Annotated in this window: 21 protein-coding genes and 1 pseudogene; 5 read left to right on the top strand and 17 right to left on the bottom strand. The window is 45.9% G+C overall.

The genetic code is table 11. From position 1 onward, the window contains the following. The 5 genes and pseudogenes from MOC09_RS09940 to MOC09_RS09920 form a co-directional block, all read right to left on the bottom strand. Window positions 1-927, bottom strand: a pseudogene (locus MOC09_RS09940) (cell division protein FtsK); the annotation flags it as partial. A gap of 159 nt (window positions 928-1,086) precedes the next feature. Beyond that, window positions 1,087-1,692 carry a YtpR family tRNA-binding protein gene (gene ytpR / locus MOC09_RS09935; RefSeq protein WP_268361152.1) on the bottom strand — a complete coding sequence of 202 codons (606 nt, stop codon included), beginning with the start codon at window positions 1,690-1,692 and terminating at the stop codon, window positions 1,087-1,089. A gap of 15 nt (window positions 1,693-1,707) precedes the next feature. Continuing rightward, window positions 1,708-2,517 carry a DUF1444 domain-containing protein gene (locus MOC09_RS09930; protein ID WP_268361154.1) on the bottom strand — a complete coding sequence of 270 codons (810 nt, stop codon included), beginning with the start codon at window positions 2,515-2,517 and terminating at the stop codon, window positions 1,708-1,710. Window positions 2,518-2,531: 14 nt separating this feature from the next. Continuing rightward, entirely contained in the window at window positions 2,532-2,855 is a 324-nt protein-coding gene (locus tag MOC09_RS09925; RefSeq protein ID WP_268361156.1) for a thioredoxin family protein, read from the bottom strand. Window positions 2,856-2,895: 40 nt separating this feature from the next. Beyond that, window positions 2,896-3,012: a hypothetical protein gene (locus MOC09_RS09920; RefSeq protein WP_268361158.1), complete on the bottom strand. Its 117-nt coding sequence runs from the start codon at window positions 3,010-3,012 to the stop codon at window positions 2,896-2,898. A 77-nt stretch (window positions 3,013-3,089) separates the two neighbouring features. Between MOC09_RS09920 and MOC09_RS09915 the strand changes: the two genes are divergently transcribed. Beyond that, on the top strand, window positions 3,090-3,536 hold the full coding sequence (locus MOC09_RS09915) for a YtoQ family protein (protein WP_268370401.1): 447 nt from the start codon (window positions 3,090-3,092) through the stop codon (window positions 3,534-3,536). Between the two features lie 57 nt (window positions 3,537-3,593). Here MOC09_RS09915 and MOC09_RS09910 read toward each other — a convergent pair whose 3' ends face one another. After that, window positions 3,594-4,667, bottom strand: coding sequence for a M42 family metallopeptidase (locus MOC09_RS09910; RefSeq protein WP_268370399.1), 1,074 nt, complete (start codon window positions 4,665-4,667; stop codon window positions 3,594-3,596). Window positions 4,668-4,825: 158 nt separating this feature from the next. Between MOC09_RS09910 and MOC09_RS09905 the strand changes: the two genes are divergently transcribed. Further along, window positions 4,826-5,143, top strand: coding sequence for a PepSY domain-containing protein (locus MOC09_RS09905; protein WP_268361164.1), 318 nt, complete (start codon window positions 4,826-4,828; stop codon window positions 5,141-5,143). A gap of 49 nt (window positions 5,144-5,192) precedes the next feature. Here MOC09_RS09905 and MOC09_RS09900 read toward each other — a convergent pair whose 3' ends face one another. The 3 genes from MOC09_RS09900 to trmB all read right to left on the bottom strand — a co-directional run bounded on the left by MOC09_RS09900 (window position 5,193) and on the right by trmB (window position 8,534). Further along, window positions 5,193-6,893 (bottom strand): NAD-dependent malic enzyme, encoded by a 1,701-nt coding sequence (locus MOC09_RS09900; RefSeq protein ID WP_268361165.1) that lies wholly within the window; start codon window positions 6,891-6,893, stop codon window positions 5,193-5,195. 82 nt (window positions 6,894-6,975) lie between these two features. Then, window positions 6,976-7,824, bottom strand: a complete 849-nt coding sequence (locus tag MOC09_RS09895; protein WP_268361167.1) for a YtnP family quorum-quenching lactonase — start codon at window positions 7,822-7,824, stop codon at window positions 6,976-6,978. 68 nt (window positions 7,825-7,892) lie between these two features. Next, window positions 7,893-8,534 carry a tRNA (guanosine(46)-N7)-methyltransferase TrmB gene (gene trmB, locus MOC09_RS09890; RefSeq protein ID WP_268361169.1) on the bottom strand — a complete coding sequence of 214 codons (642 nt, stop codon included), beginning with the start codon at window positions 8,532-8,534 and terminating at the stop codon, window positions 7,893-7,895. Window positions 8,535-8,741: 207 nt separating this feature from the next. On the opposite strand from trmB, the gene MOC09_RS09885 reads away from it, so the two are divergent. Next, the gene (locus MOC09_RS09885; RefSeq protein ID WP_268361171.1) at window positions 8,742-9,020 is read left to right on the top strand and encodes a YtzH-like family protein; all 279 of its coding nucleotides are present in this window, start codon (window positions 8,742-8,744) and stop codon (window positions 9,018-9,020) included. Here MOC09_RS09885 and MOC09_RS09880 read toward each other — a convergent pair whose 3' ends face one another. The 5 genes from MOC09_RS09880 to thpR all read right to left on the bottom strand — a co-directional run bounded on the left by MOC09_RS09880 (window position 9,021) and on the right by thpR (window position 14,648). Next, on the bottom strand, window positions 9,021-9,818 hold the full coding sequence (locus tag MOC09_RS09880; protein WP_268361173.1) for a phosphotransferase family protein: 798 nt from the start codon (window positions 9,816-9,818) through the stop codon (window positions 9,021-9,023). Window positions 9,819-9,997: 179 nt separating this feature from the next. After that, window positions 9,998-12,154 (bottom strand): type I pullulanase, encoded by a 2,157-nt coding sequence (pulA, locus tag MOC09_RS09875; protein WP_268370397.1) that lies wholly within the window; start codon window positions 12,152-12,154, stop codon window positions 9,998-10,000. 24 nt (window positions 12,155-12,178) lie between these two features. Further along, on the bottom strand, window positions 12,179-13,108 hold the full coding sequence (locus MOC09_RS09870; RefSeq protein WP_268361177.1) for a YegS/Rv2252/BmrU family lipid kinase: 930 nt from the start codon (window positions 13,106-13,108) through the stop codon (window positions 12,179-12,181). A 48-nt stretch (window positions 13,109-13,156) separates the two neighbouring features. Further along, the gene (locus tag MOC09_RS09865) at window positions 13,157-14,071 is read right to left on the bottom strand and encodes a hypothetical protein (protein WP_268370395.1); all 915 of its coding nucleotides are present in this window, start codon (window positions 14,069-14,071) and stop codon (window positions 13,157-13,159) included. Window positions 14,072-14,096: 25 nt separating this feature from the next. After that, window positions 14,097-14,648, bottom strand: coding sequence for an RNA 2',3'-cyclic phosphodiesterase (gene thpR, locus MOC09_RS09860; protein ID WP_268370393.1), 552 nt, complete (start codon window positions 14,646-14,648; stop codon window positions 14,097-14,099). Between the two features lie 149 nt (window positions 14,649-14,797). Between thpR and cysK the strand changes: the two genes are divergently transcribed. Beyond that, window positions 14,798-15,733 (top strand): cysteine synthase A, encoded by a 936-nt coding sequence (gene cysK, locus MOC09_RS09855; protein WP_268361182.1) that lies wholly within the window; start codon window positions 14,798-14,800, stop codon window positions 15,731-15,733. 32 nt (window positions 15,734-15,765) lie between these two features. Here cysK and pepV read toward each other — a convergent pair whose 3' ends face one another. Beyond that, complete coding sequence (gene pepV, locus MOC09_RS09850; RefSeq protein ID WP_268361184.1) at window positions 15,766-17,157, bottom strand: dipeptidase PepV; 1,392 nt, start codon at window positions 17,155-17,157, stop codon at window positions 15,766-15,768. 95 nt (window positions 17,158-17,252) lie between these two features. Here pepV and pbuO point away from each other — a divergent pair, with 95 nt between their 5' ends. Continuing rightward, window positions 17,253-18,551, top strand: a complete 1,299-nt coding sequence (pbuO, locus tag MOC09_RS09845) for a hypoxanthine/guanine permease PbuO (protein WP_268361186.1) — start codon at window positions 17,253-17,255, stop codon at window positions 18,549-18,551. 38 nt (window positions 18,552-18,589) lie between these two features. Here the strand turns inward: pbuO and MOC09_RS09840 are convergent, their stop codons facing one another. Both MOC09_RS09840 and MOC09_RS09835 read right to left on the bottom strand, forming a co-directional pair. Next, window positions 18,590-19,744, bottom strand: coding sequence for an ABC transporter permease (locus MOC09_RS09840; RefSeq protein WP_268370391.1), 1,155 nt, complete (start codon window positions 19,742-19,744; stop codon window positions 18,590-18,592). Further along, entirely contained in the window at window positions 19,741-20,451 is a 711-nt protein-coding gene (locus MOC09_RS09835) for an ABC transporter ATP-binding protein (RefSeq protein ID WP_268361189.1), read from the bottom strand. Before MOC09_RS09835 ends, MOC09_RS09840 begins: the two co-directional genes overlap by 4 nt. Window positions 20,452-20,676: the final 225 nt, after the last annotated feature.

The following is a 20,676-nucleotide window of genomic DNA, read 5'->3' as shown; positions in this document are numbered from 1 at the left end:
TGACGGGTCTTCTGTTTCTTCAGCCTCAGATCCTGTTTGCTCTTCATCATGTTCAGCGCGGAGGACAGGCTCTTCCAATTTCTCTGACTGTTGTTCCCATTGTTCTTCTTGAGCCACAACCGTTTCATGCATTACTTTACTGCCTGAAAGGTCCTCTTGTGCCTCCGCCACCGTCTCAGATCCTGTTTGCTCTTCAGCATGTTCAGCAGGAAAGAAAGACTCTTCTTTTTCCGGCTGTTGAACGCCGAAAAAAGATGATGCTTTGTTTTCTTGCGGCTCAGCTGAGCGCTGTGCCAGTGCTTCATCAGGCTCTGCAGTCTTTCTGTTTAAGACGCCAGAAGGCTGTTCTTTAAACGCGGTATCCGGAAAGATGGGCCCTTCCTTTTTGTACTGCGCCGGTCTGTCTGGAGCAGGATAGCCTTGTTCGCGTTCGATTTCTTCTGACAGCAGTGTTACCTTCTCTTTTACAGATTTGTCCGGTGCCTTCAATGTCTCGTCAGAAGGCTGTTTCGGCACATTCTTTTTGACGGATGGCTTTTGGTTGAATCCATATATAGGAGAAGGGATATTTGTCGGTTTAAACGGTTTCTTCGCCGGCTCTGACGTTTGATATGTATGCTGCTCTTTTTCATTTTTGGGACGTTCTCTGTATGGTGCGGCACTTGGACGCGGTGCGGATTTCGGTTCGTCCGATGGTGCGCGCCGTCTTCTCAGGTCATGGTTTTTGTATCCGTCAGGGACGACTGGAAAACGGAACTTGCCTTTTGGATATTCATAATATATTTTAGGATCTTCCAATCTTTTTAGTTGTCCTTCAGGGTGATGCACTTCTTGCTGCTGCGGAATTTGAGCAGGTTTTTTCTCCTGTTCAGCATCCTCTTCGCTCTCGCCTAAAAACAAATCAAAAAATTTATGAAGCCAACTCATAATTTATCTCTAACTCCCTTATAGTTTTCTGGGACGATTTTTAGTATACCACTGCTGGTCCGCCCAGAAAAGATTAAGCTTTTCAGCAAAACAAAGCCGCTAAACAAGGGCTTAGCGGCTTTTCACATGATTCGTTTTTTTGGGCGGATTTATGGGAGTCTAAAATTCAAATGCGTCTCCCGCCACATAGTCTCCTTCTAACACAAGGATTCCTTTTTCAGCAGGGGCATCCGGCAAATCGAGTTCTTTCGCTGAGCAGATCATTCCGCTTGACGGAACGCCGCGAAGCTCTGCATCCTTGATGACAAGTCCGCTCGGCATTACGGCACCGACTTTGGCAACGACAACTTTTTGGCCTTGGTCAACGTTAGGCGCGCCGCAGACAATCTGAAGCGTTTCTTCTCCTACATTGACTTTACATACGCTTAATTTATCCGCATTTGGATGTTTTTCTTTCGATTCGACATATCCGACAACAAACTTCGGAGATAAATCAACGACTAATGTTTCTTCAACGCCGTTTCTGTTTAGGATCTCATTCACATCTTGCACGAATGTTTCTGAGAGCGCAACAGGGCCGTTCTCATCAATTGTCAAGTAAGAAGACGCATTAAAAATGTTGAAGCCCGTTGTTTCCTTTGTTTCGTTATTGAAGATTTTGACGACGTCGCCGTGCTTTTCATAGCCTATTTGTTCGCGTGTCACATCTTGAAGAGAGATAAGGAGCGTGTCTCCCACACCTTCTTTATTATAAAAAGCGTTCATAAGTAAAAATCCTTTCTAATCCTTTTTCGGACGGCTTTTCGCCAGGATAAACACCGGTTCCAGCTTTCCTTCATTGTACAAAAATGACAGTGCGGTAATCGGAACAGTGCCGCCTGCAAAGAAGCTCATCGACATTTGTCCTAGAATATCATACCCCGATTCATTCCGGATGTCAGCAAGAATCAAAACGTCCTGATGCGGAACAGAGATTGCCAATTCACCTTCTGCCTGCTGCTTGTACTCATTTAAAATCGCTTCGTTGAGAATCCGGCTGGCGTCGTAACCGTCGTTTGCCCTGAAGAAATAAAAGAGATTGCCGGCAACCGTATCCTCTTTGACAACTGTCGGCAGGGAACGGAGATTAAATGCAGCCGTCTCTCTGATCCGCTCCTTTGTCCAGTTTTCTTTCTCAAGCATGCGCTGGTCAATTAAACGGTAGGTTTTCCCGAGATCAAGTGCGTAATAAATTCTTGTTTCTGCGGTATGATCGTCATAAATAAGCGGAATATCTTCGCTGGACTTGTCCGGGAAGGAAGTCGAGCGGATGACCGGGTAAATGCGGCTTTCTTTTCCGGTCATTTCCTGAGCCTTTCCTTCCATTGCCGTCATTGCTTCGGAGACATAGTACACAATTTCATCAATGGCTTCATCTTTTTTCAGTTCCCATTTTGCAATAATCGGCGGCAAGTCGAGCGTAATCCCTTTTTTGGTCGTTTGATCCTCAACACGGAGGGTGTCTTTTTCTCTGTCAAACAGAAAGGAGCGATTCTCGTGCTGGAGGCGCTGTTTCAGTATATCTGACAGCTTCCTTGAGGTCATTTTCAAACCGATGTCCTCCTTTACGCTTTAGCGAGAGAGTCAGTTAAAAACTGTTCTATTTCTTCTTTTGTTTTCCGGTCTTTGCTCACAAAACGATTGACTTCTTTTCCTTCATTAAACACCACAAAGCTTGGGATTCCGTAAATTTCCCACTCTGCACACGTATCAATGAATTTGTCGCGGTCTACGTAGTAGTAAGTGAATTCAGGGAAGTTCGCTTCCAGTTCAGGCAGAAAAGGCTCTACAAAACGGCAATCCGGGCACCAGTCGGCTGAAAACATAAATACCGCCCAATCATCCTTTACCGCTTTTTCCAGCTCTTGAATTGATTCGATTTTTTTCATTTCATATCCCTCCAGTTGTTTTATGTTCTTACATGTTGTTTTATCGATACTCGTCCATTTGGATCATACCAAACTGCTTGCGGCAAAACCACTTATATGCAACGAATGAATATGTAAGATTGGCTTTCCCATTATCATTATCATATTTTATTTGCATTATCAAGCTCGTTTCGTTTAACATCGTGTACATGAGGGTAAAATTGACAGATGGATATACATAAGGAGGGATTCAGCATGGAGTTTATCGTCTATTTAGCAGGAGAAATCCACAGCAATTGGCGCGAAGAAATCAAAGAGAAAACAAAATCACTGAAGCTGCCGATTACGTTTGTCGGCCCGATGGAGAATCATGACCGCTCAGACAATATCGGAGAAGAAATAATGGGCGTTCAGCCAAATGCCGTTTTGAAGGATGACAAGGCCTCTGACATCAACAACTTCAGAACCGCCGTCCTGATGAATAAAGCAGACTTTGTGATCGCCCTGTTTGGCGAAAAATACAAACAGTGGAATACGGCAATGGATGCATCATATGCACTCGCAAAAGGAAAACCCCTGATTATCATTCGGCCGGAATCGCTCCACCATCCTTTAAAAGAGCTTTCCAACAAAGCAAATATAACAGTTGAAACCGTGAACCAAGCCATCAAGGCCCTTTCCTATGTATTTGAAGCAGAATAAGAAAAAAGCTTGTCGTTCAGGGCTTACTGCCTCGTTCAACAAGCTTTTTATGACACCTTACATATTTTCTTTAATCGCAGCAACCGTTTGCTTATCGCAGGCTGTCACAAGTTTGATGAGCATTTCTTTCGCTGCAGCATAATCATCAATATGAATGATAGAAGCGTTCGTATGAATATAGCGGGAACAAATTCCGATAACTGCTGACGGAACGCCGCTGTTCGAAATATGAACTCTGCCGGCATCTGTTCCCCCGCCGGATACAAAATATTGATATGGAATGCAGTGTGTTTCCGCCATATCAAGAACAAATTCTCTCATTCCGCGGTGCATGACTGTCGTTCTGTCAAGAATGCGGAGCAAAAAGCCTTTTCCTAGCTGGCCAAATTCGTTTTTGTCGCCGCTCATATCGTTTGCCGGGCTGGCGTCAAGGGCAAAAAACAAGTCCGGTTTAATCATATGGGAAGCCGTCTGCGCGCCCCTCAGTCCTACTTCTTCCTGAACCGTTGCACCCGCATAGAGTGTGTTCGGCAGTTCTTTTCCGTGCAATTCCTTTAAAAGTTCAATGCTCAAGCCGCATCCGTACCGGTTATCCCACGCTTTTGATAAAATCTTCTTTTCGTTCGCCATCGTCGTAAACGGGCAGACAGGCACAATCTGCTGTCCCGGCTTTATGCCGATTTTAATGGCATCTTCTTTATCATCCGCTCCGATATCGATCATCATGTTTTTGATTTCCATTGGGCGGTTTCGCTGTGCATCTGTCAGCAGATGAGGCGGTATGCTCGAAATGACACCCGGAACCGGCCCGTTGTCTGTTTGAACCTCAACTCGCTGTGCAAGCAGCACCTGGCTCCACCAGCCCCCAAGCGTCTGGAATCTGATCAGCCCGTTATCTGTAATGGAAGTCACCATGAAGCCGACTTCATCCATATGTCCTGCTACCATGATTCGCGGTGCGCCCTCTGCACCTTTTCTCACCCCGAAAACACTTCCCAGTCTGTCCTGAACGATGTCATCGGCATATTTGGCAAGCTCCTGCTTCATAAAAGCACGAACCTGATGCTCATTGCCCGGCGCGCCGGGAAGCTGCGTCAGTGTTTGGAAAAGCGCTTTCGTTTCTTGATTCATGTTTTCCCCTCATTTCTATGTAGTCCTTTTATTTTATTAGAAACCATCAAGTTTTCCAAGCACCCTGATCGAATCTGCTCGATCAGCCGCGTATTGCTTAACAGGATTTGGCGGTTTCTGTATAATGAAAAGTACGATCAACCAGGAGGTGCTTTATTTTGAAATTGCGTCATCTTCTTTTAGGAGCAGGACTTGGCATTTGTACGGCAGTCATTGTGAAACAATATGTAATGAAGCCTTATATTTCTTCAGAAAAAGCGCTTCACATCGTAAAATCCGCTTTTAAGCAGCGGGGCCCGATTGACGGATCATGGATTTACACACAGCCCGAGCCTTACAATGTGAACGGAGAAACATTACAGGTGTACAAAACCGGGATTACACGATCAGCTTTCGGAGAATTAGAGCAGTATGAAGTCATGGTGGATGCGAAAACAGGGGAAATTGTAGATGTCATTGACACAATCGCCTCTTAACGGACAAGCGTAACATAAAAGCCGCTGCCCATGCAGCGGCTCTTTTTTATTATATCGCGCGAATCGGTTTATATACCGGATACCACATCGCGTCCTGCACAGCCTGTATGATGTCTTCAGGCTCTTCCGTCGCAACGCCTTCCTTCATTGCAGTTTTAGCGACTTCCACTGCAACGGTTGCCGATACAGTCCGTAAATCCTCTACTTTCGGAAGCATCGGCGCGCCAGGCACCCCGACATTGACCATACTTGCGATCGCCCGGGCACATGCTTCAAACATGCCATCCGTAATTAATTTTGATTTGGTTACAATCGTTCCAAGACCAAGTCCCGGGAAAACAAGCGCGTTGTTCGCTTGTCCGATATGGTACGTCACGCCGTTGTATTCTACCGGAGGGAACGGACTGCCTGTCGTAATCAGTGCGCGGCCTTCCGTCCATTCGATTAAATCCTGCGGTTTCGCTTCAGAAAGAGTTGTCGGATTCGACATTGGCAAAATCGCCGGACGTTTTACGTGTGACGCCATTTCTTTTACAATTTCTTCAGTAAAAGCGCCTGAAACCGTAGACGTACCGATCAGGATCGTCGGTTTAGCCTGCCGGACCACTTCTAGGAGGTCAATTCCTCCTCCTTCCCCGTTCCGCTGATAATTCTTCACCTCATCAGCCGGCCGGGCATAAGGCTTTTGGAAATCAAGAAGCTGATCCATATCATCTGTTAACAGCCCGTTTCGGTCTATGCACCAAAAGCGCTGGTAGGATTCTTCCTCACTCAGCCCTTCGCGCACCAATGCTTCCCGCAGCTGTTCAGCAATACCGATCCCTGCTGTTCCCGCTCCAAATATGACAACTCTGTGATCCCTCAGCGGCACTTTAGATGCTTTTGCACAGGATAAAACTGCCGCCAGTGAAACAGCGCCTGTACCTTGGATATCATCATTGAACGTACAGACTTTATCTTTATAGCGTTTCAGAATGCTGCGCGCATTTTTCGCTCCGAAATCCTCCCAGTGCAGCAATGCATTCGGGAATGTTTCTCTTGCCAGCGCAACATAATCGTCAATAAATTGGTCATAGCGTTCCCCGCGCACTCTGGAATGCTGGTTGCCGACATAAAGCGGGTCGTTCAAGAGGCTCTCCTGATTTGTCCCCGCATCTAAAACGACAGCCAGCACTCTGCTCGGATCAATGCCGGCAGCAGCCGTATAAACCGCCAGCTTGCCGATGGAAATCGCGATACCGCCGACACCCCAGTCACCGATTCCTAAAATTCCTTCCGCATCTGTTGCAACAATTAAATCGATCGTATCGCTTTGATCTTTATACTGTTTAAATGCTTCTCTCATACCGTCCGGGTCATCGATTGACAGATAGAGCCCTCTTGGCTTTCTGTATTCATGGCTGTATCTTTGGATAGCCGTTCCGACTGTCGGTGTGTAGACAATCGGGAGCATTTCCCCTAAATGGTCATTTAACAGGCGGTAAAACAGCGTTTCATTCCGATCGTGCAGTGCTGTTAAATAGACATTTTTGCTCAAATCGTCAGGCTGTGCGGAAAACTGTTCGTATGCTCTTTTCGCCTGCTCTTCAATCGTTAATACCTTTGGCGGCAGAAAGCCTTTTAAGCCAAGCTCTTTTCTTTCTTCCTCAGTAAATGCAACACCTTTGTTCAAAAAAGGAACAGAGAGTACTTCAAGGCCTCTTAATGTTGTTTGAATGTCTCCTTCGTTTGTTACTGTAAATTGTTTCACCCTGCCTCTTCCTTTCTGAGCATAATTAGTACTAGGTTTGCATTATTAGCCGGAAATCATGCAGGGTAAACATAAAAATATGCTATAGCTTCTTCGCCCGCTTGAGTGAATTTTTGATGCTTCCGTCCTCATCCCATTTAAGCGCGCGATATTCGGCATCATGATAAAAAATAAACCATGCGTCTTTTTCCGCTGCGAATGCCTGCCATTTCTGCTTCTGCGGGATAGAGGTCATCGGATAATCATCGTAAGCCAGCACCCATAGCGGATTGCGGTGAGCGTGTGTCGGCATCAGATCTGCCATATGTACGGCGGTTTCACCCGCATCCTCGCATATCAGAACACTGTGGCCGTCACTATGGCCTCCGGTGTGATGCAGCGTAATTCCCTCCGTGATCGTTAAGGTATCTTCGAAGGTTTTGACTTGGCCTACAACAGCCTCCCAATTTTCTCTCCAGTACGTATTTTTCGATCTGATATTTGGATGGCGCATTTCTTTCCACTCAACAGCCGATGCATAAATCACTGCATTCGGAAAAACTGACACGAGTTGCTCTCCTTCGTATTCCGTCAAACCGCAGGCATGGTCGAAATGGAGGTGTGTCATAGCGACAACGTCAATATCATTCACCGTCAATTCGAGTGCCGCTAATGAGGTTTTCACATTCGACTCCTGTGTCACACCATAGTTTCGCTTTTGTTTATCAGTCAGCTTACCGGATCCAATCCCGGCGTCGACGATGATATTCAGCCCGTCCTTTTGAATGAGAATCGGGTCTGTCCTCAGTTCAATCTGGTTTTTTTCATTAACTGGATATTTTTTAGACCAAAGCGGCTTTGGAACAACACCGAACATGGCGCCTCCGTCCATATGCGTCACGCCTCCGTCAAGCCAGGTTAACGTGATGTTTCCAATTTTCATGGTTTCCATTTTCATCCCCCCTGTCATCATGGTAGCAAACGGCCCATAAAAAAAACAGACTCCTGTCAGAGTCTGTTTTACGTTCTCCATTCAACTTCAGCCCGGTAAATCGGCTGGCCGAGTGCTGAGAATTTTTCTTCATATTCCGTCATAATGTTGCCTTCCAGATTGCTGTTATGCAAATCAAGGCTGACATATGTCAGCAGCAGGCCGTACTCGGAGAAGCTTTTTAAAGAGTACTCAAACAAGCCGCGATTGTCTGTTTTAAAATGAATTGCTCCGCCTTTCCCCATTACTTCTTCATATTTTTTGAGGAAGTGGGAATACGTCAGACGCCGTTTTTCGTGGCGTTTCTTCGGCCAAGGATCAGAAAAATTCAAGTAGACCCGTTTGACTTCACCCGGCTCAAACACATCTGTCAGCATGTCCGCATCTATATTCAGAAGCTTTACATTCGGCGCTTCGCTATCTTTTACTTTTTGGACGGCAGTCACGATGACACTTTTAAATAACTCAATCCCAATATAATTGATGTCTGGATTTTGTTTGGCCATTCCAGAAATAAATTGCCCTTTTCCTGTACCAACCTCGATATGAATCGGATTATCGTTGCCAAACACTGTATTCCATTTTCCTTTATAATCAGCAGGATTGCTGATGGCAATATCTGCGTTTTCAGCCAAAAAGTCATCAGCCCAAGGCTTGTGGCGCATTCTCATATGATTGACACCTCTATCTATTATTTCGACTAACAACATACCATGAATTAAAAAGACCCGCAAGCTCGTTTTTCCAGTGTGCCTGCTGGGCTGAGTATATAAAAAAAAGAGGTTCCCGTCTGCCGGAACACTCCTTTCACATGCATAAAAACGCGCTGTTTTGAACAATTTAACCCGTATGATGATACTGAAGGGATGTGTACCGCTATGGGTTTACATTATGAGCATCAAGTTCATTTATTAAAGGATATATTGACTGACCATCAATTGGACTGCTGCGGAACCGTCGCAGAGTACGAGCAGCTCGAGCGAGTGATTAAATCGCTGATGGCAAACACCGAGCTTGATTCAAACTTCAAACATGTGCTGGAAGATGTTTACCGCTACAGCCAATCAGGAATATCGTCCAAATCCATCGACTCACACATACAAGAACATCAGAACAGCCTGTCTCAATGGGTAGAGCAAATGGATTCGTATTCCTGATTATTCAGCGATACGTTTCATGAGAATATGAAGTTCTTCCATTGCATCATGAAATTCCTTATCATTGCCTTTTGTTTTATGCCAGGCAATGAAAGTGATCGTTTCAGATAACACATACCAAGCCATTCGTAACCGCAGGCCTTCCGTCAGCTCAATGCCGTACATGCTCAGCCAGCTCTCCCAAGCTGGCTTTTCGACGTAGTGATACAGCAAAGGCCCGAGATCCATCGCCGGATCAGCGATCATAGCGCCGTCCCAATCAATTAAATACAGCTGGTTGTCTTCAGACAAAAGCCAGTTATTATGATTAACATCACAATGGCACACGACTTTCTCACCGAAATGCACTTCATGCAGATGTTCTTCTAAATACTTGATCCCTTCTTGAATCAGCGGCGAAGATTGCTGCACAGCAAATACGGCCTGCTTCAGCTGAGACAAAAGAGCCCCCGGGTTCAGCGGTTCTTTTCCAAGTCTCTTCAGCATGTCCAGCAAGGCTTTTGATGTGTGTATTTTACGAAGCAATTCAGCAACGGGCCGTTCGCTCATATCTTTAGGCTTCAGCTCTCTGCCGGTCATCCAGTGCTGGGCCGTAATGACGTCCCCATTTTCCATCCGTTTTGTCCAAACCAGCTTTGGAACAATGCCTTCGGCGGATAAAACAGCTAAAAAAGGTGAGCTATTACGTTTTAAAAAAAGCTGCTGCCCGTTATGTTTCGCATAATATGCATCTCCTGTAGCTCCTCCGGCGGGGAAGATCTCCCAATCGCTACCTAGTAATTGTCCCAACCAGTTCATATCAATGTTCAACCCATCATTTCTTAAAATATTTTAGAATAAAGGCTAATCGTCTCTCGTCTATCCAGCGAGTGCCTTTTTCGTAAGAATCGTATGAAAATAAAAAAGACAGCTATTGAGAGTCTCATATGCTAATCAATAGCCGTCCTTTAAATTTTAGCGCTATAGCACAAACTTCGTCAAGCAAAACTCTTAAGATCTGATGCTAAATATAAGATAACCGTTCCGATTCCGTTTACAGCAACCGCTTTCTTGATTTCTTTCGGGTTGCGCTGGAAGCCTGATGTATCACTTAAAAGCCGGTATGATTTGCCGTTTGGCAGCTTCCATTCAATCAATTCCGGACTCGCGTGGTGGATGACGATGATCTCTGCCCATTCATCAATCCCCTCTAGATCATAAAGCCTGAATGCGATGAGGCGGTCTTTTAGCGTCAAGCATTCAAGATGGCGCTGGATGTCTGCAGCCGATCTGAGACGGAATGCCGGATGCGCTTTTCTAAGCGAGATCAGTTTGCAGAAATAGTCGACATCCTCTTTAAACGTTTCACGCCGATCCCAATCCAGCTGGTTGATGCTGTCACTTGATTGATAGCTGTTCTCCACTCCCTTTTTCGTCCGGAAAAATTCCTGTCCGCTGTGAATAAACGGCACCCCCTGGGCAAGCAAAATAATCGCGGCTGCCAGCCTTTGCCTGCTTCGCTTTCGGCTGTCAGTTTCTTGAGTTAGCGCAAAGCTCATTTTATCCCAAAAGGTGTGATTGTCATGTGACTCAACGTAGTTAATGGACTGGCTGGGTTCTGGCAGAACCGGTTCTAATGCCTTCCATCCAGAAGACCCGGCAATTCCGTGCATAACGGTTCCCGCTGCTTCACCGTTTCCGAGCGCAAAGCCGGCTGCCTGCAGGTGAAAGGTGTTCCCTTTCACAGCGTCACGGAACGCATCATTAAAAAAGCCGATGTCAGGCAATTTTGAAGCGTTCGCCAAGGTGGCTTTCTGTTCTTGCGGCAGCGGTGTCGCCAAATCCCACCCTTCTCCAAAAAGCAGGATTCCTGGTTTAACCGCAGTTGCTTTTTCTTTGATATAAAGCACAGTGTCAATATCTAAAATGCCGAGCAGATCAAAGCGGAAGCCGTCGGCATTGTATTCCTCAATCCAGTAGATGACGCAATCCGCAATGAATTTTCTCGCCATCCGTCTTTCTGACGCGATGTCATTGCCAACGCCGGTGCCGTTTGACGGCATTCCAAATTCGTCATGCCGAAAAAAATAACCGGGCACTGTTTTTTCAAAGGGGGCATTCTCCCTTTCGTACACGTGGTTAAAGACGACATCCAGAATGACTCGCAGGCCGTGCTGATGAAGGGTGTTGATCATTTGTTTTAACTCTGTTTTTCTTGTTTGAGGATCATGAGGGTTTGAGGAATAGCTTCCCTCCGGGGCAAAAAAATGAAGCGGGTTATACCCCCAATTGTAAGCATCAAGCGGCTTCTCTTCATCAACTCCGGCAAAGTCATTCACCGGCAGAAGCTCTACATGCGTAACACCGAGCTCTTTGACATACGCCAGTCCGGAAGAACAGCCATTTGCGGTTTGCGTATCTGTTTCCGTCAGCGCTAAGTATTTTCCCTTGTTTTTCATGCCGCTGTTTTCATGGATGGAGAAGTCGCGGATATGCATCTCATAGATGACGGCATCTACAGGGGCTGAGAACGGTTTAGTCGAAGCAGCCCATGTCATTTGATCCGGGCGAAGGACGACGCCCTTCTCTCCATTTACCGTCACGGCCTTTGCATACGGATCAACGGTTTCCGCCCATTCTGAATTGTTGCAGATACAGAACACATACTCATACCCGTGAAGATCACCGGTGACAGTAACAGTATAGACGCCTTTTTCCGATCTCACCATTTGGAATATGCGGCCGCTTTTATCCGGGTGGGAAAGCTTGACAGCAGCTGAGGTTGCGGCAGGCGCCCAGACTTTAAATTCAGTATAATCTGCAGTATAAACGGCCCCCAGCTCTCCATCATAAAAAAATAAATCATCAAACGCGTCCGTCCGGATGACCGCGCCAATTTGGAGATCCGTTTTGTCGCCGTTGGATGCTCTGACAGCATGTGTTTTTCCGAATGTCACTGGACGGCCTGATACGCAGACGTACTTGTATGTGTCTTCAAGGCGGTATTCCTCTCTGACAGCCAGAGGAAAATCGGTTGTTTCTGTCTCAAGTCGAAACGGCGGTGTCATGATTTCTTTTTGTTCAGCAGGAATCAGAACGGTAATGATATTCATGTCATCGACGTACGCTTCGAAGCTGCGGCGGATGCTGACCATCGGAAGCTCTCCTCCAAACACGTTTTATGTTTTGATCCTTAAGGGTGAAGGACTCGATCCGAGACGAAATGGGGTGGTGCCCATGATTTCTCCGTCAGCATGGAAAGGGATTTTGTCCTTCGTGTAAAACGTAATGTCCTTTGCTTTAAACATCGTAACGCCGTCCATCTTTGTATGTTTTCCAAATGCCATCAGACATAAAAGCCAATATTTTTTCAAAAACGGCTGATTTTCAACGATCATGATATCAAATGCCTTCTCGCGGGGATTCGCAAGCGGAGCCGCCTTCATGCCGCCCCCGTAAAACGGATGGTTGGATACAACCGCAAACCAGACATCATGAAATTCATGCGTCTCTTCTTCCGTTGTACAGGCTAACGAAAACGGTTTAAAGGTAGCCGAGGCATGCAAATGGGAAAGCGGATACACAAGAAATCGAAGCCGCAGAAAAAGAAAAGCCCGTCTCAGCGGAAATTCCATTGCCTTTTTGTTGACATAAGCGTCAAACCCGATCCCGATATGATTCATAAAGTAAAGAACCTGTGATTTATCCTGAAGGAAATTGACACTTCCTAAATGAAAGGTTCGGGTTAACGGGCGCTTCAGTTTTTTGATTTCCTGTATCAAATCGATTTTTTTAATAGAAAAGCCTCGCGAAAAATCATTATACGCGCCCGCCGGCACAAAGCTCAGTTCTATATCGTCGACATCTTTCAGCCCATTGACAACTTCATGCATAGTTCCGTCTCCGCCAATAACAATCAGGCGCTTCAGCTTATATTCCTGTATCGTTGAAATCTGCCTGGCGAGCACCTCGGCGTGTCCCGGATGTTCAGTTAAAAACGAGCGGTGCTCAATCTTCCGTTTGATTAATTCCTTTTGAATGGACTTCCAAACACGCAGTCCATTTCGATGTCCTGCTGCCGGATTAATAATAAAAAACCAATGGCTCATCTTTCTCACCTGCTTATGTTATGAGAAAACCGCTCAAATCGTTCTCTTTTACTCCAGCCACTCTTGTCTGCGATAGGAGTCAGACATGCAGTATGACAATAGAGCCTTTGCAGCCTTTACCTGATGATGTTTAATCGGGGCAGTGTTTTTCTTCTGGCGCTCAATCCATTCTTCCGCGCCGCGCTTATCCACTATTTCTAAGCTGTACGGCGGTTCCGGGTAATCGATGTACGACGTTCTGCTCAGAAGTAATTTTCGAACCGGAATATCAGCCTGTTTTTCCTTGATGATCTTTGACACAACGGAATCCGTCCGAAACAGGCTCAGCGCCGGATTTAACACTGATGCAGTCTGAGAGGCTGTTTTCTTCTCCCAAAAACGATTTTTAGACCCTATGTACACACTGTCTTCCTCTGCCTCTAAGAAAGAAACGCAATAAACGTCAAGAGGAGAAATAATCACAATGCTTAATTCAACCGCCGCCTGCTGAATTCTCAGCACAGGCTTATACATAATGAAATAAGAATCAGGCAGCTGCTGGGTCAGATAACGCAAAATGCGGTCCTGCTTCACCTGGTTTGAGAGATGAGATATTTCTGAAAGAGTAGAGCTTGCCCATTTAAGCTGAAAATCATATAAATGCCTTTTATAGAAAGAAGCAAGCGCCATCCTGCTCTTTGGCAGCCTTACATGTAAATCATCTTCCTCCTCAAACCATTGGTGTCTCTCTTCTTGTATATCGGCTTTTATCTCTTCTTTTCTTCTTTTCAACGAAAATTTTTTTCGTTTCTGAACTGGTTCCGGCTCTTCAGCATGAGCTTGTCTTTCTTCTTGCTGGCGCTCCGCTGCTTCTACTAGTGAAAGCCAGCGCTCTTTTTTCAGACGTACAAACTGGTTGATATAATGGTACGGATCAAGCTCATATCTCGATATATAATCATGAATTTTGATGATTTGTGCCATGTTTGTTTCTCCACTCCGCAATGAATTAAGATAATTGAAATTTGAATATTTCTTCGTATTTTGGTGATTGGTTCAAGTGTATTTGAAAGAGCGAAAATCGTTCAGCCATCATCGAAACCTCGCCGCTTTCAAACGGAACATGAGCCGGAAATCCTTCTTCGCCTGTCCATTTTCTTGCCAGCGTCATATGAGGGTGATACGGTCTTTTTTCCACTTGAAAGCCGGCTTGAAGAACAGCCTGTTTCGTATGTTCCCTGAGTTTTTCAAGCGTTTTGTTTTTCTTTGGCTCCAGGTGTAAAACACGCGGCCTTCTGCGGTCGCCGAATACATCTATTTTGCCGAACTCAATCGGAAACGGATCGGTTTCTGAAGCAACCTCAGCTAGTGAGCCTTCAAGCTGCTGGATTTGCATCTCATCCGCCGCTCCGAGAAAAATTAACGTGATATGATAGTCAAGCGGGTGCACCCATTTTTGAAACGTCAAAACCGGCTCGTTTTTCGCAGCCTGATAGATCGGATTTGCCATTCCCTCAGGAAGGGGAACGCCGATGAAATAATGCGGCCGTATATCTGGCATCCGTCTGACACTCCTTTCTGTAACAGCTATTATTTTATCAATAAAGAGGCTGTGCGGATAGAGGAACAGTGTATGAAAACACCTCTCACACAAACGTTTATTATGTTAGGATATTATATGACACTTGTTTTATTCAGAAAGGAATGACAATGTTGAAAATCGTTGAAAATACAGCTGATCTGATAGGAGATACACCCCTTGTGAAATTGAATCGGCTTCAGCCGGAAAACGCGGCACAAGTCTATTTAAAGCTTGAATTTTTCAATCCGAGCGGCAGTGTAAAAGACAGAGCGGCTTATCAGATGATCATAGAAGCAGAACAAAACGGTTTGCTCAAACCGGGCTCAGTTATTATAGAGCCGACGAGCGGAAATACCGGAATCGGGCTCGCCATGAATGCGGCAGCACGGGGCTATAAAGCGATCTTAGTCATGCCTGATACGATGACGAAGGAACGGATCAACCTTCTTAAAGCTTACGGTGCAGAGGTTGTATTAACACCAGGAGCGGAAAGAATGCCGGGCAGCATCAAAAAAGCGAAGGAGCTAGCCGAACAAATTCCGAACAGCTATATCCCAATGCAGTTCGATAACACCGCCAATCCAGACGCACACCGGAAAACGACGGCGCTAGAAATTGCCCGGGCAATAGAGGAAATCGGAAAACCGCTCGGCGCTTTTGTCGCCACTTCTGGAACGGGCGGAACCATTACCGGAACAGGTGAAGCACTCAAAGAGCTTTTCCCCGATATCACGGTTCATGTTGTTGAGCCTGCGGGTTCGCCTGTATTATCCGGAGGAAAACCCGGCGCACATAAGCTTGTAGGGACAAGCCCAGGCTTCATTCCTCCGATTTTAAATCAAGATGTATATGATGAGATTATCAAAATCTCTGATGAAGACGCCTATACAACGACAAGACGCCTCGCTGCTGAAGAAGGAATTCTTGTCGGGCCTTCGTCAGGCGCTGCCTGCTTCGCGGCAATCGAAACAGCAAAACGCCTCTCTCCTGACCAAGTTGTGGTCTGTATGACAGCCGATACAGGAGAACGGTATTTATCAACTGATTTATGGTCATTTGTTTAAAAAAGGACTGGCTTCCGCAGAAGCCGGTCCTTTTATTTTGCAAGTTCGTAGATGGCCTGCGCATATAACGCTGTCGATCTCAGCAGGTCATCGATTTCAATATATTCATCCTTTTGGTGTGCGCTGTCTGGACGTCCGGGGAACAGGGGGCCGAACGCGACACCTGCTTTTAATGATCTGGCATAGGTCCCACCGCCGATTGAGATTAAATCAGCTTTTTTGCCCAGCTGGCCTTCATATACCTTTTGCAGGGTTTTGACTAACGGATGGTCTGCTGACACGTGATGCGGCTTGCTGTCTTTGAATTCTCCCAGCTCAAATTCAGGTGCGTTTTCGAATGCATCACGGATCACTTGGCTTTCTGCGGTCACAGGATAGCGGATATTGATCCCGAGCTCTCCTCCTTGCCCTTCCGTATAGCGCAGTGTTCCCACATTTAGTGTCAGCTCGCCGCTGATTTCATCCTCGCAGTCGATGTTCAGTTTTTTCCCTCTAGTATCGTTTGAGAACTTATCTGTCACGACTTGCACAAACCGCTGTCCTGCTGCGTCAAGCCCAGCCTGCTGCAAAAATTCGCATAATAAAATGCCGGCATTGATCCCATTGTTCGGTTCCATCGCATGGCAGGAAAGCCCGTACATACGCAAAATGAGCTGTCCGTTCTCTATTTCAGCTTCCCCTTTTCGATCTGTTGCGCGAAGCATGTCTTTAAATGAAGCAAGAATCTCTTCTTTTTTCGGGCCTGTAATAACAGCTTCAGCAGCGTCCGGCACCATGTTCAAGCGAAGACCCGATTGAAACGAGACAAGCACTGCCTCTGCATCGGCTTGGTTTGAGCGGTGCGGGATGAGTAGCGAAGCATCAATGATTCCTTTTTCCGCGTTAATAATCGGAAAATCGGCGTCAGGCGCAAATCCCAGCGTTGGCATTTCTTCATGTTTGAAGTAATGCTCCACGCATCTCCAATCGCTTTCTTCATCAGTTCCGATAATGATTCTGACACGCTTGGAAAGCGGCAGTTTCATGTCTTTTACAATTTTCAAAGCGTAAAACGCAGCCATCGTCGGGCCCTTATCATCAATGGCGCCCCTTGCATAAATCCGTCCGTTGCGGATATCAGCTGAAAACGGATCACTCGTCCAGCCGTCTCCCGGCGGCACGACATCAACATGGCAAAGTACGCCGACAATGTCATCGCCCTCGCCCCATTCAATATGGCCTGCGAAGCCGTCAAGATTTTTTGTTGTAAAGCCTTCTTTTTCTCCCAGCTCCAGCAATGAAGTCAGGCTGGCGTTTACTCCTTCTCCGAACGGTTTGCCGGGTCCGGCGGTTGTTTCATCCATTACACTGTTGATTCTCAAAAATTCCTGCGTATCACGAATTAAATCTTCTTTTTTTCTGATCACTTCAACTTCCCAGTTCATCACGATCCCCTTTCCGCAAGAAAAACTTGCAAAAACCAAATAAAACGAATAATATTAATGGTGTTTTGTTAAAACGTTCGTAATTGGAGGATACTATGTTTCATCTAAAAGAGCAGCAAACATCCATAAAGCAAGAAATCATAGCAGGGCTGACGACCTTTTTCACAATGGTCTATATCGTCGTGGTGAATCCGGTCATTCTGGCTAATGCCGGGATTCCTTTCGACCAGGTTTTTACCGCAACGATTATTGCCTCCATTGTCGGAACGCTGTGGATGGCCCTGGCAGCAAATTATCCGATTGCTATTGCGCCCGGCATGGGCTTGAACGCTTATTTAGCCTTTCATGTCGTAAGTGCAAGCGATGGCGGCATCTCATACGCAACAGCTTTCAGCGCAGTATTTACAGCAGGGGTTCTCTTCATTATTCTATCGTTAACGCCTTTAAGAAAACAACTTATAGAAGCGATTCCAAACAATTTAAAATACGGAATCACAACAGGGATCGGGCTGTTTATTGCTTTTATCGGTTTGCGGCAGGCGGGAATTGTGGCGGCTGATGAGTCAAACCTGGTGACTCTCGGCAATTTGCATTCGCCTGGTGTTATTTTAACGCTGATCGGCCTTTTGATCAGTGTGGTTCTGATGGTGCTTAATGTAAGCGGCGCTTTATTTATCGGAATGGCGGCTACCGCTTTGATCGCATTTTTTACCGGTCAGCTGCATTTTTCAAAAGGCTTTATGTCGTTTCCTCATTTGCCAGAGGGGCTGATCATCTCAAATCCATTATCAGCTTTTGGCGATGTCGTTCATCACGGCCTATACGCTGTCGTCTTTTCTTTTCTATTGGTCACCATTTTCGATACGACAGGCACAATGATCGGCGTTGCAGAGCAAGCCGGACTGATGAAGAACAACAAGCTGCCGAATGTGCGAAAAGCCCTGCTTGCTGATTCAACAGCAACGACAGTCGGAGCTGTCTTCGGAACAAGTCCGACGACTGCATTTATCGAATCCTCCGCAGGTGTCGCAGCCGGGGGAAGAACGGGACTTACGGCTTTGACTGTGGCGGTGATGTTTGCGGCTTCAATGTTTTTCAGTCCGCTTGTCAGCGCCTTGTCCGGTATAGCCGCCATCACCTCGCCTGCTTTGATTATCGTCGGCAGCCTGATGATGGGCTCGGTTTCCAACATGAACTGGAAAGAGATGGACGAGGCATTTCCTGCGTTTCTCGTCATTCTGGCCATGCCTTTGACATCCAGCATTTCTACAGGAATTGCGCTTGGATTTATTTCATATCCGATCGTCAAAGCAGCGCGGGGAAAATGGAGAGACATTCATCCGCTCGTCATCGTTTTCGCCATTCTGTTTTTCATCCAGCTGTTTATTTTATAACATAGACAAAAAACCCAGACGTCAGCCGTTTGGGTTTTTTATGTGAACAATAAAGAGACAGCGGCTGCTAATAAACAGCAGGCGGCAAACGCATAGTGCAGGATGTTGATACAGCTTTTTCTGGCGCGATAATATTCATCACTGTCCTTCGGAGCGCCAATTAAAAAAGGGGAATCCATGACCTTGTCAAAAATAAGCGTCAGGATATAACGGCAAACACCTGTATATACCAACAGCGCCATCAGCTTCAGCCAGATCGGTGAGACAAATATGAGAACGGTGAAAGCTGACAATAGCATGTACATCTGCCTCGCATACTCCCCATTCCTCAGCATGACTTTGAAAAACAATTCCTTATAGCCTGTATAGATTGTTCGTTTTTTAAATATCCTTCTTGAATTCCGGTATAAAAATGGTTTTCTTCTCATCCTGTCTTTCACTTTCGGCATTCCCGCCTCCTGGCTCATCATCATGACAAGCCCGGCAAGCGCCAACCTGCTTTTTCTCTCTTCAGCCGTCTCTGCTTCAAAAGCCGAGAACGAAGCTGCCTTTTGCAAGCCGCGGACGAATGCGAAAATCAAACATATAATGCCAATGAGCAAAAGCAAGCGTGATCCAGCGAAAACGATCAGGATGGCAGAACCGGCAAAAAGAACCGCTCTGATAAGAATATCGCCAATCCGTCTCGAAATGGTGCGCGGCTTTCTGATCCTGTCTTGCTTTAAGGATAAAAAGAATAGATGAAGGCCAAACAAATAACACAATAGCGCAACGCTTTCTGCCAATGTGATGAGAACAGAATGGATAAAAGGAAGGAAAATAAAAAAGAGAAGCAGCCATTTGGCCAGCGTGACCAAAAAGGAATACCCCAGCGCGTACCGTTTGAGCTGATAGATTATCTCTTTCTTTTGCAGCAAAAACACTTTGTCCGCTTCCATTAAAAGTGTACGGATCGAGCCTGTGCACATGATCAGCACACACACAGCGTACAGCCATCTCCATCCCATCACTTCAGACCACTCATAAAGGAGGCCTCTTCCGTTCATTAAATCAACATACTGATAGATGACAAAAGCAAGCGCCGGCAAAACGATGTAGAGAGCGACTGTCCAGTCAATGACCGCATGCAGCACCTTAAACTGATATCTGTAATAGTCAAACAGCCTACGAAAAAAGAGCGTACGCCCATTCATGAACGATCACCTTGAACTGCCTTATAAAAACAGTCAAGCAATGACTGCCCCACTGATCCAGTCTGTTCCTGAATATCTTTTAACGTGCCCTGGAGAAATAAAGAACCTTTCTCAATCATGTAAAACCGATCACAAATTTTTTCTGCGGTATCGAGGACGTGTGTACACATGAGGATGCCGGCTCCCCGCTCTTTTTCAGCTTTAAGCATGTCCACAAAGCGTTTCGTCGATATCGGATCAAGGCCGATAAATGGTTCATCAATCACATACATATCCGGCTTAGAGAGAAAAGCCTGTATAAGCATCAGTTTTTGTTGCATGCCTTTTGAAAAGGTGACAGGCAGTTCATGCATAACATGATCTAGTGAAAACGTCTGCAGAAGGCTTTCAGCCCGATGCGCAAATTCACCCTCCTCAATACCGTGCAGCGCGCTGATCAGATCCAAATGCTCCCATAGCGTCAGCTCTTCGTAAAAGGACGGATGCTCCGGAATATATGCAAATGAGCAGTCGTTCCAGCCAATATGTCCTTTAAAATCTTCCGAGAGGCCGAGTATTGCCTTGATTGCAGTGCTTTTTCCGGCGCCGTTAGCTCCGATCAGACCGACAAGCTCCCCTTTTCCGACCTCCAGAAAAACATCAGTGAGCACTTCTTTTCGGCTTGTATACCCAGCCTGTTCTATTGAAGCTTCAAGCAAATTTGTCAAAATGCACCCACCTCCAAAATTTACTACGAAACAGAATAAAAAAAGTTTCTTTAAGCATAATAATATTGAGCTGAAATACATAGTAATCCAACAAGGATGGCTGCCCAACGAGAATTGGAAAAAATTAATAGGAGTTATCCCTAGATTCATTACTGCGATATCGTGTATAATGAGGGCGAATTATTTTAAAACAATAGATGTCTGCCTTTGTTGCTATTTCGTACG

The organism is Bacillus sp. N12A5, from assembly GCF_026790125.1.
In the GTDB taxonomy this organism is placed as follows: Bacteria; Bacillota; Bacilli; order Bacillales; family Bacillaceae; genus Bacillus.
Note: the sequence above shows the minus strand (reverse complement) of the source record. Positions and strands in the feature narration are given on the sequence as shown.

Coding starts and splice junctions, on each gene's coding strand:
- ytpR (WP_268361152.1), bottom strand. CDS start 1,692: ATGAACGCTTTTTATAATAAAGAAGGTGTGGGAGACACGCTCCTTATC.
- MOC09_RS09925 (WP_268361156.1), bottom strand. CDS start 2,855: ATGAAAAAAATCGAATCAATTCAAGAGCTGGAAAAAGCGGTAAAGGAT.
- MOC09_RS09920 (WP_268361158.1), bottom strand. CDS start 3,012: ATGCAAATAAAATATGATAATGATAATGGGAAAGCCAATCTTACATAT.
- MOC09_RS09915 (WP_268370401.1), top strand. CDS start 3,090: ATGGAGTTTATCGTCTATTTAGCAGGAGAAATCCACAGCAATTGGCGC.
- MOC09_RS09910 (WP_268370399.1), bottom strand. CDS start 4,667: ATGAATCAAGAAACGAAAGCGCTTTTCCAAACACTGACGCAGCTTCCC.
- MOC09_RS09895 (WP_268361167.1), bottom strand. CDS start 7,824: ATGGAAACCATGAAAATTGGAAACATCACGTTAACCTGGCTTGACGGA.
- trmB (WP_268361169.1), bottom strand. CDS start 8,534: ATGAGAATGCGCCACAAGCCTTGGGCTGATGACTTTTTGGCTGAAAAC.
- MOC09_RS09885 (WP_268361171.1), top strand. CDS start 8,742: ATGGGTTTACATTATGAGCATCAAGTTCATTTATTAAAGGATATATTG.
- MOC09_RS09880 (WP_268361173.1), bottom strand. CDS start 9,818: ATGAACTGGTTGGGACAATTACTAGGTAGCGATTGGGAGATCTTCCCC.
- pulA (WP_268370397.1), bottom strand. CDS start 12,154: ATGGTCAGCATCCGCCGCAGCTTCGAAGCGTACGTCGATGACATGAAT.
- MOC09_RS09870 (WP_268361177.1), bottom strand. CDS start 13,108: ATGAGCCATTGGTTTTTTATTATTAATCCGGCAGCAGGACATCGAAAT.
- MOC09_RS09865 (WP_268370395.1), bottom strand. CDS start 14,071: ATGGCACAAATCATCAAAATTCATGATTATATATCGAGATATGAGCTT.
- thpR (WP_268370393.1), bottom strand. CDS start 14,648: ATGCCAGATATACGGCCGCATTATTTCATCGGCGTTCCCCTTCCTGAG.
- cysK (WP_268361182.1), top strand. CDS start 14,798: ATGTTGAAAATCGTTGAAAATACAGCTGATCTGATAGGAGATACACCC.
- pepV (WP_268361184.1), bottom strand. CDS start 17,157: ATGAACTGGGAAGTTGAAGTGATCAGAAAAAAAGAAGATTTAATTCGT.
- pbuO (WP_268361186.1), top strand. CDS start 17,253: ATGTTTCATCTAAAAGAGCAGCAAACATCCATAAAGCAAGAAATCATA.
- MOC09_RS09840 (WP_268370391.1), bottom strand. CDS start 19,744: ATGAATGGGCGTACGCTCTTTTTTCGTAGGCTGTTTGACTATTACAGA.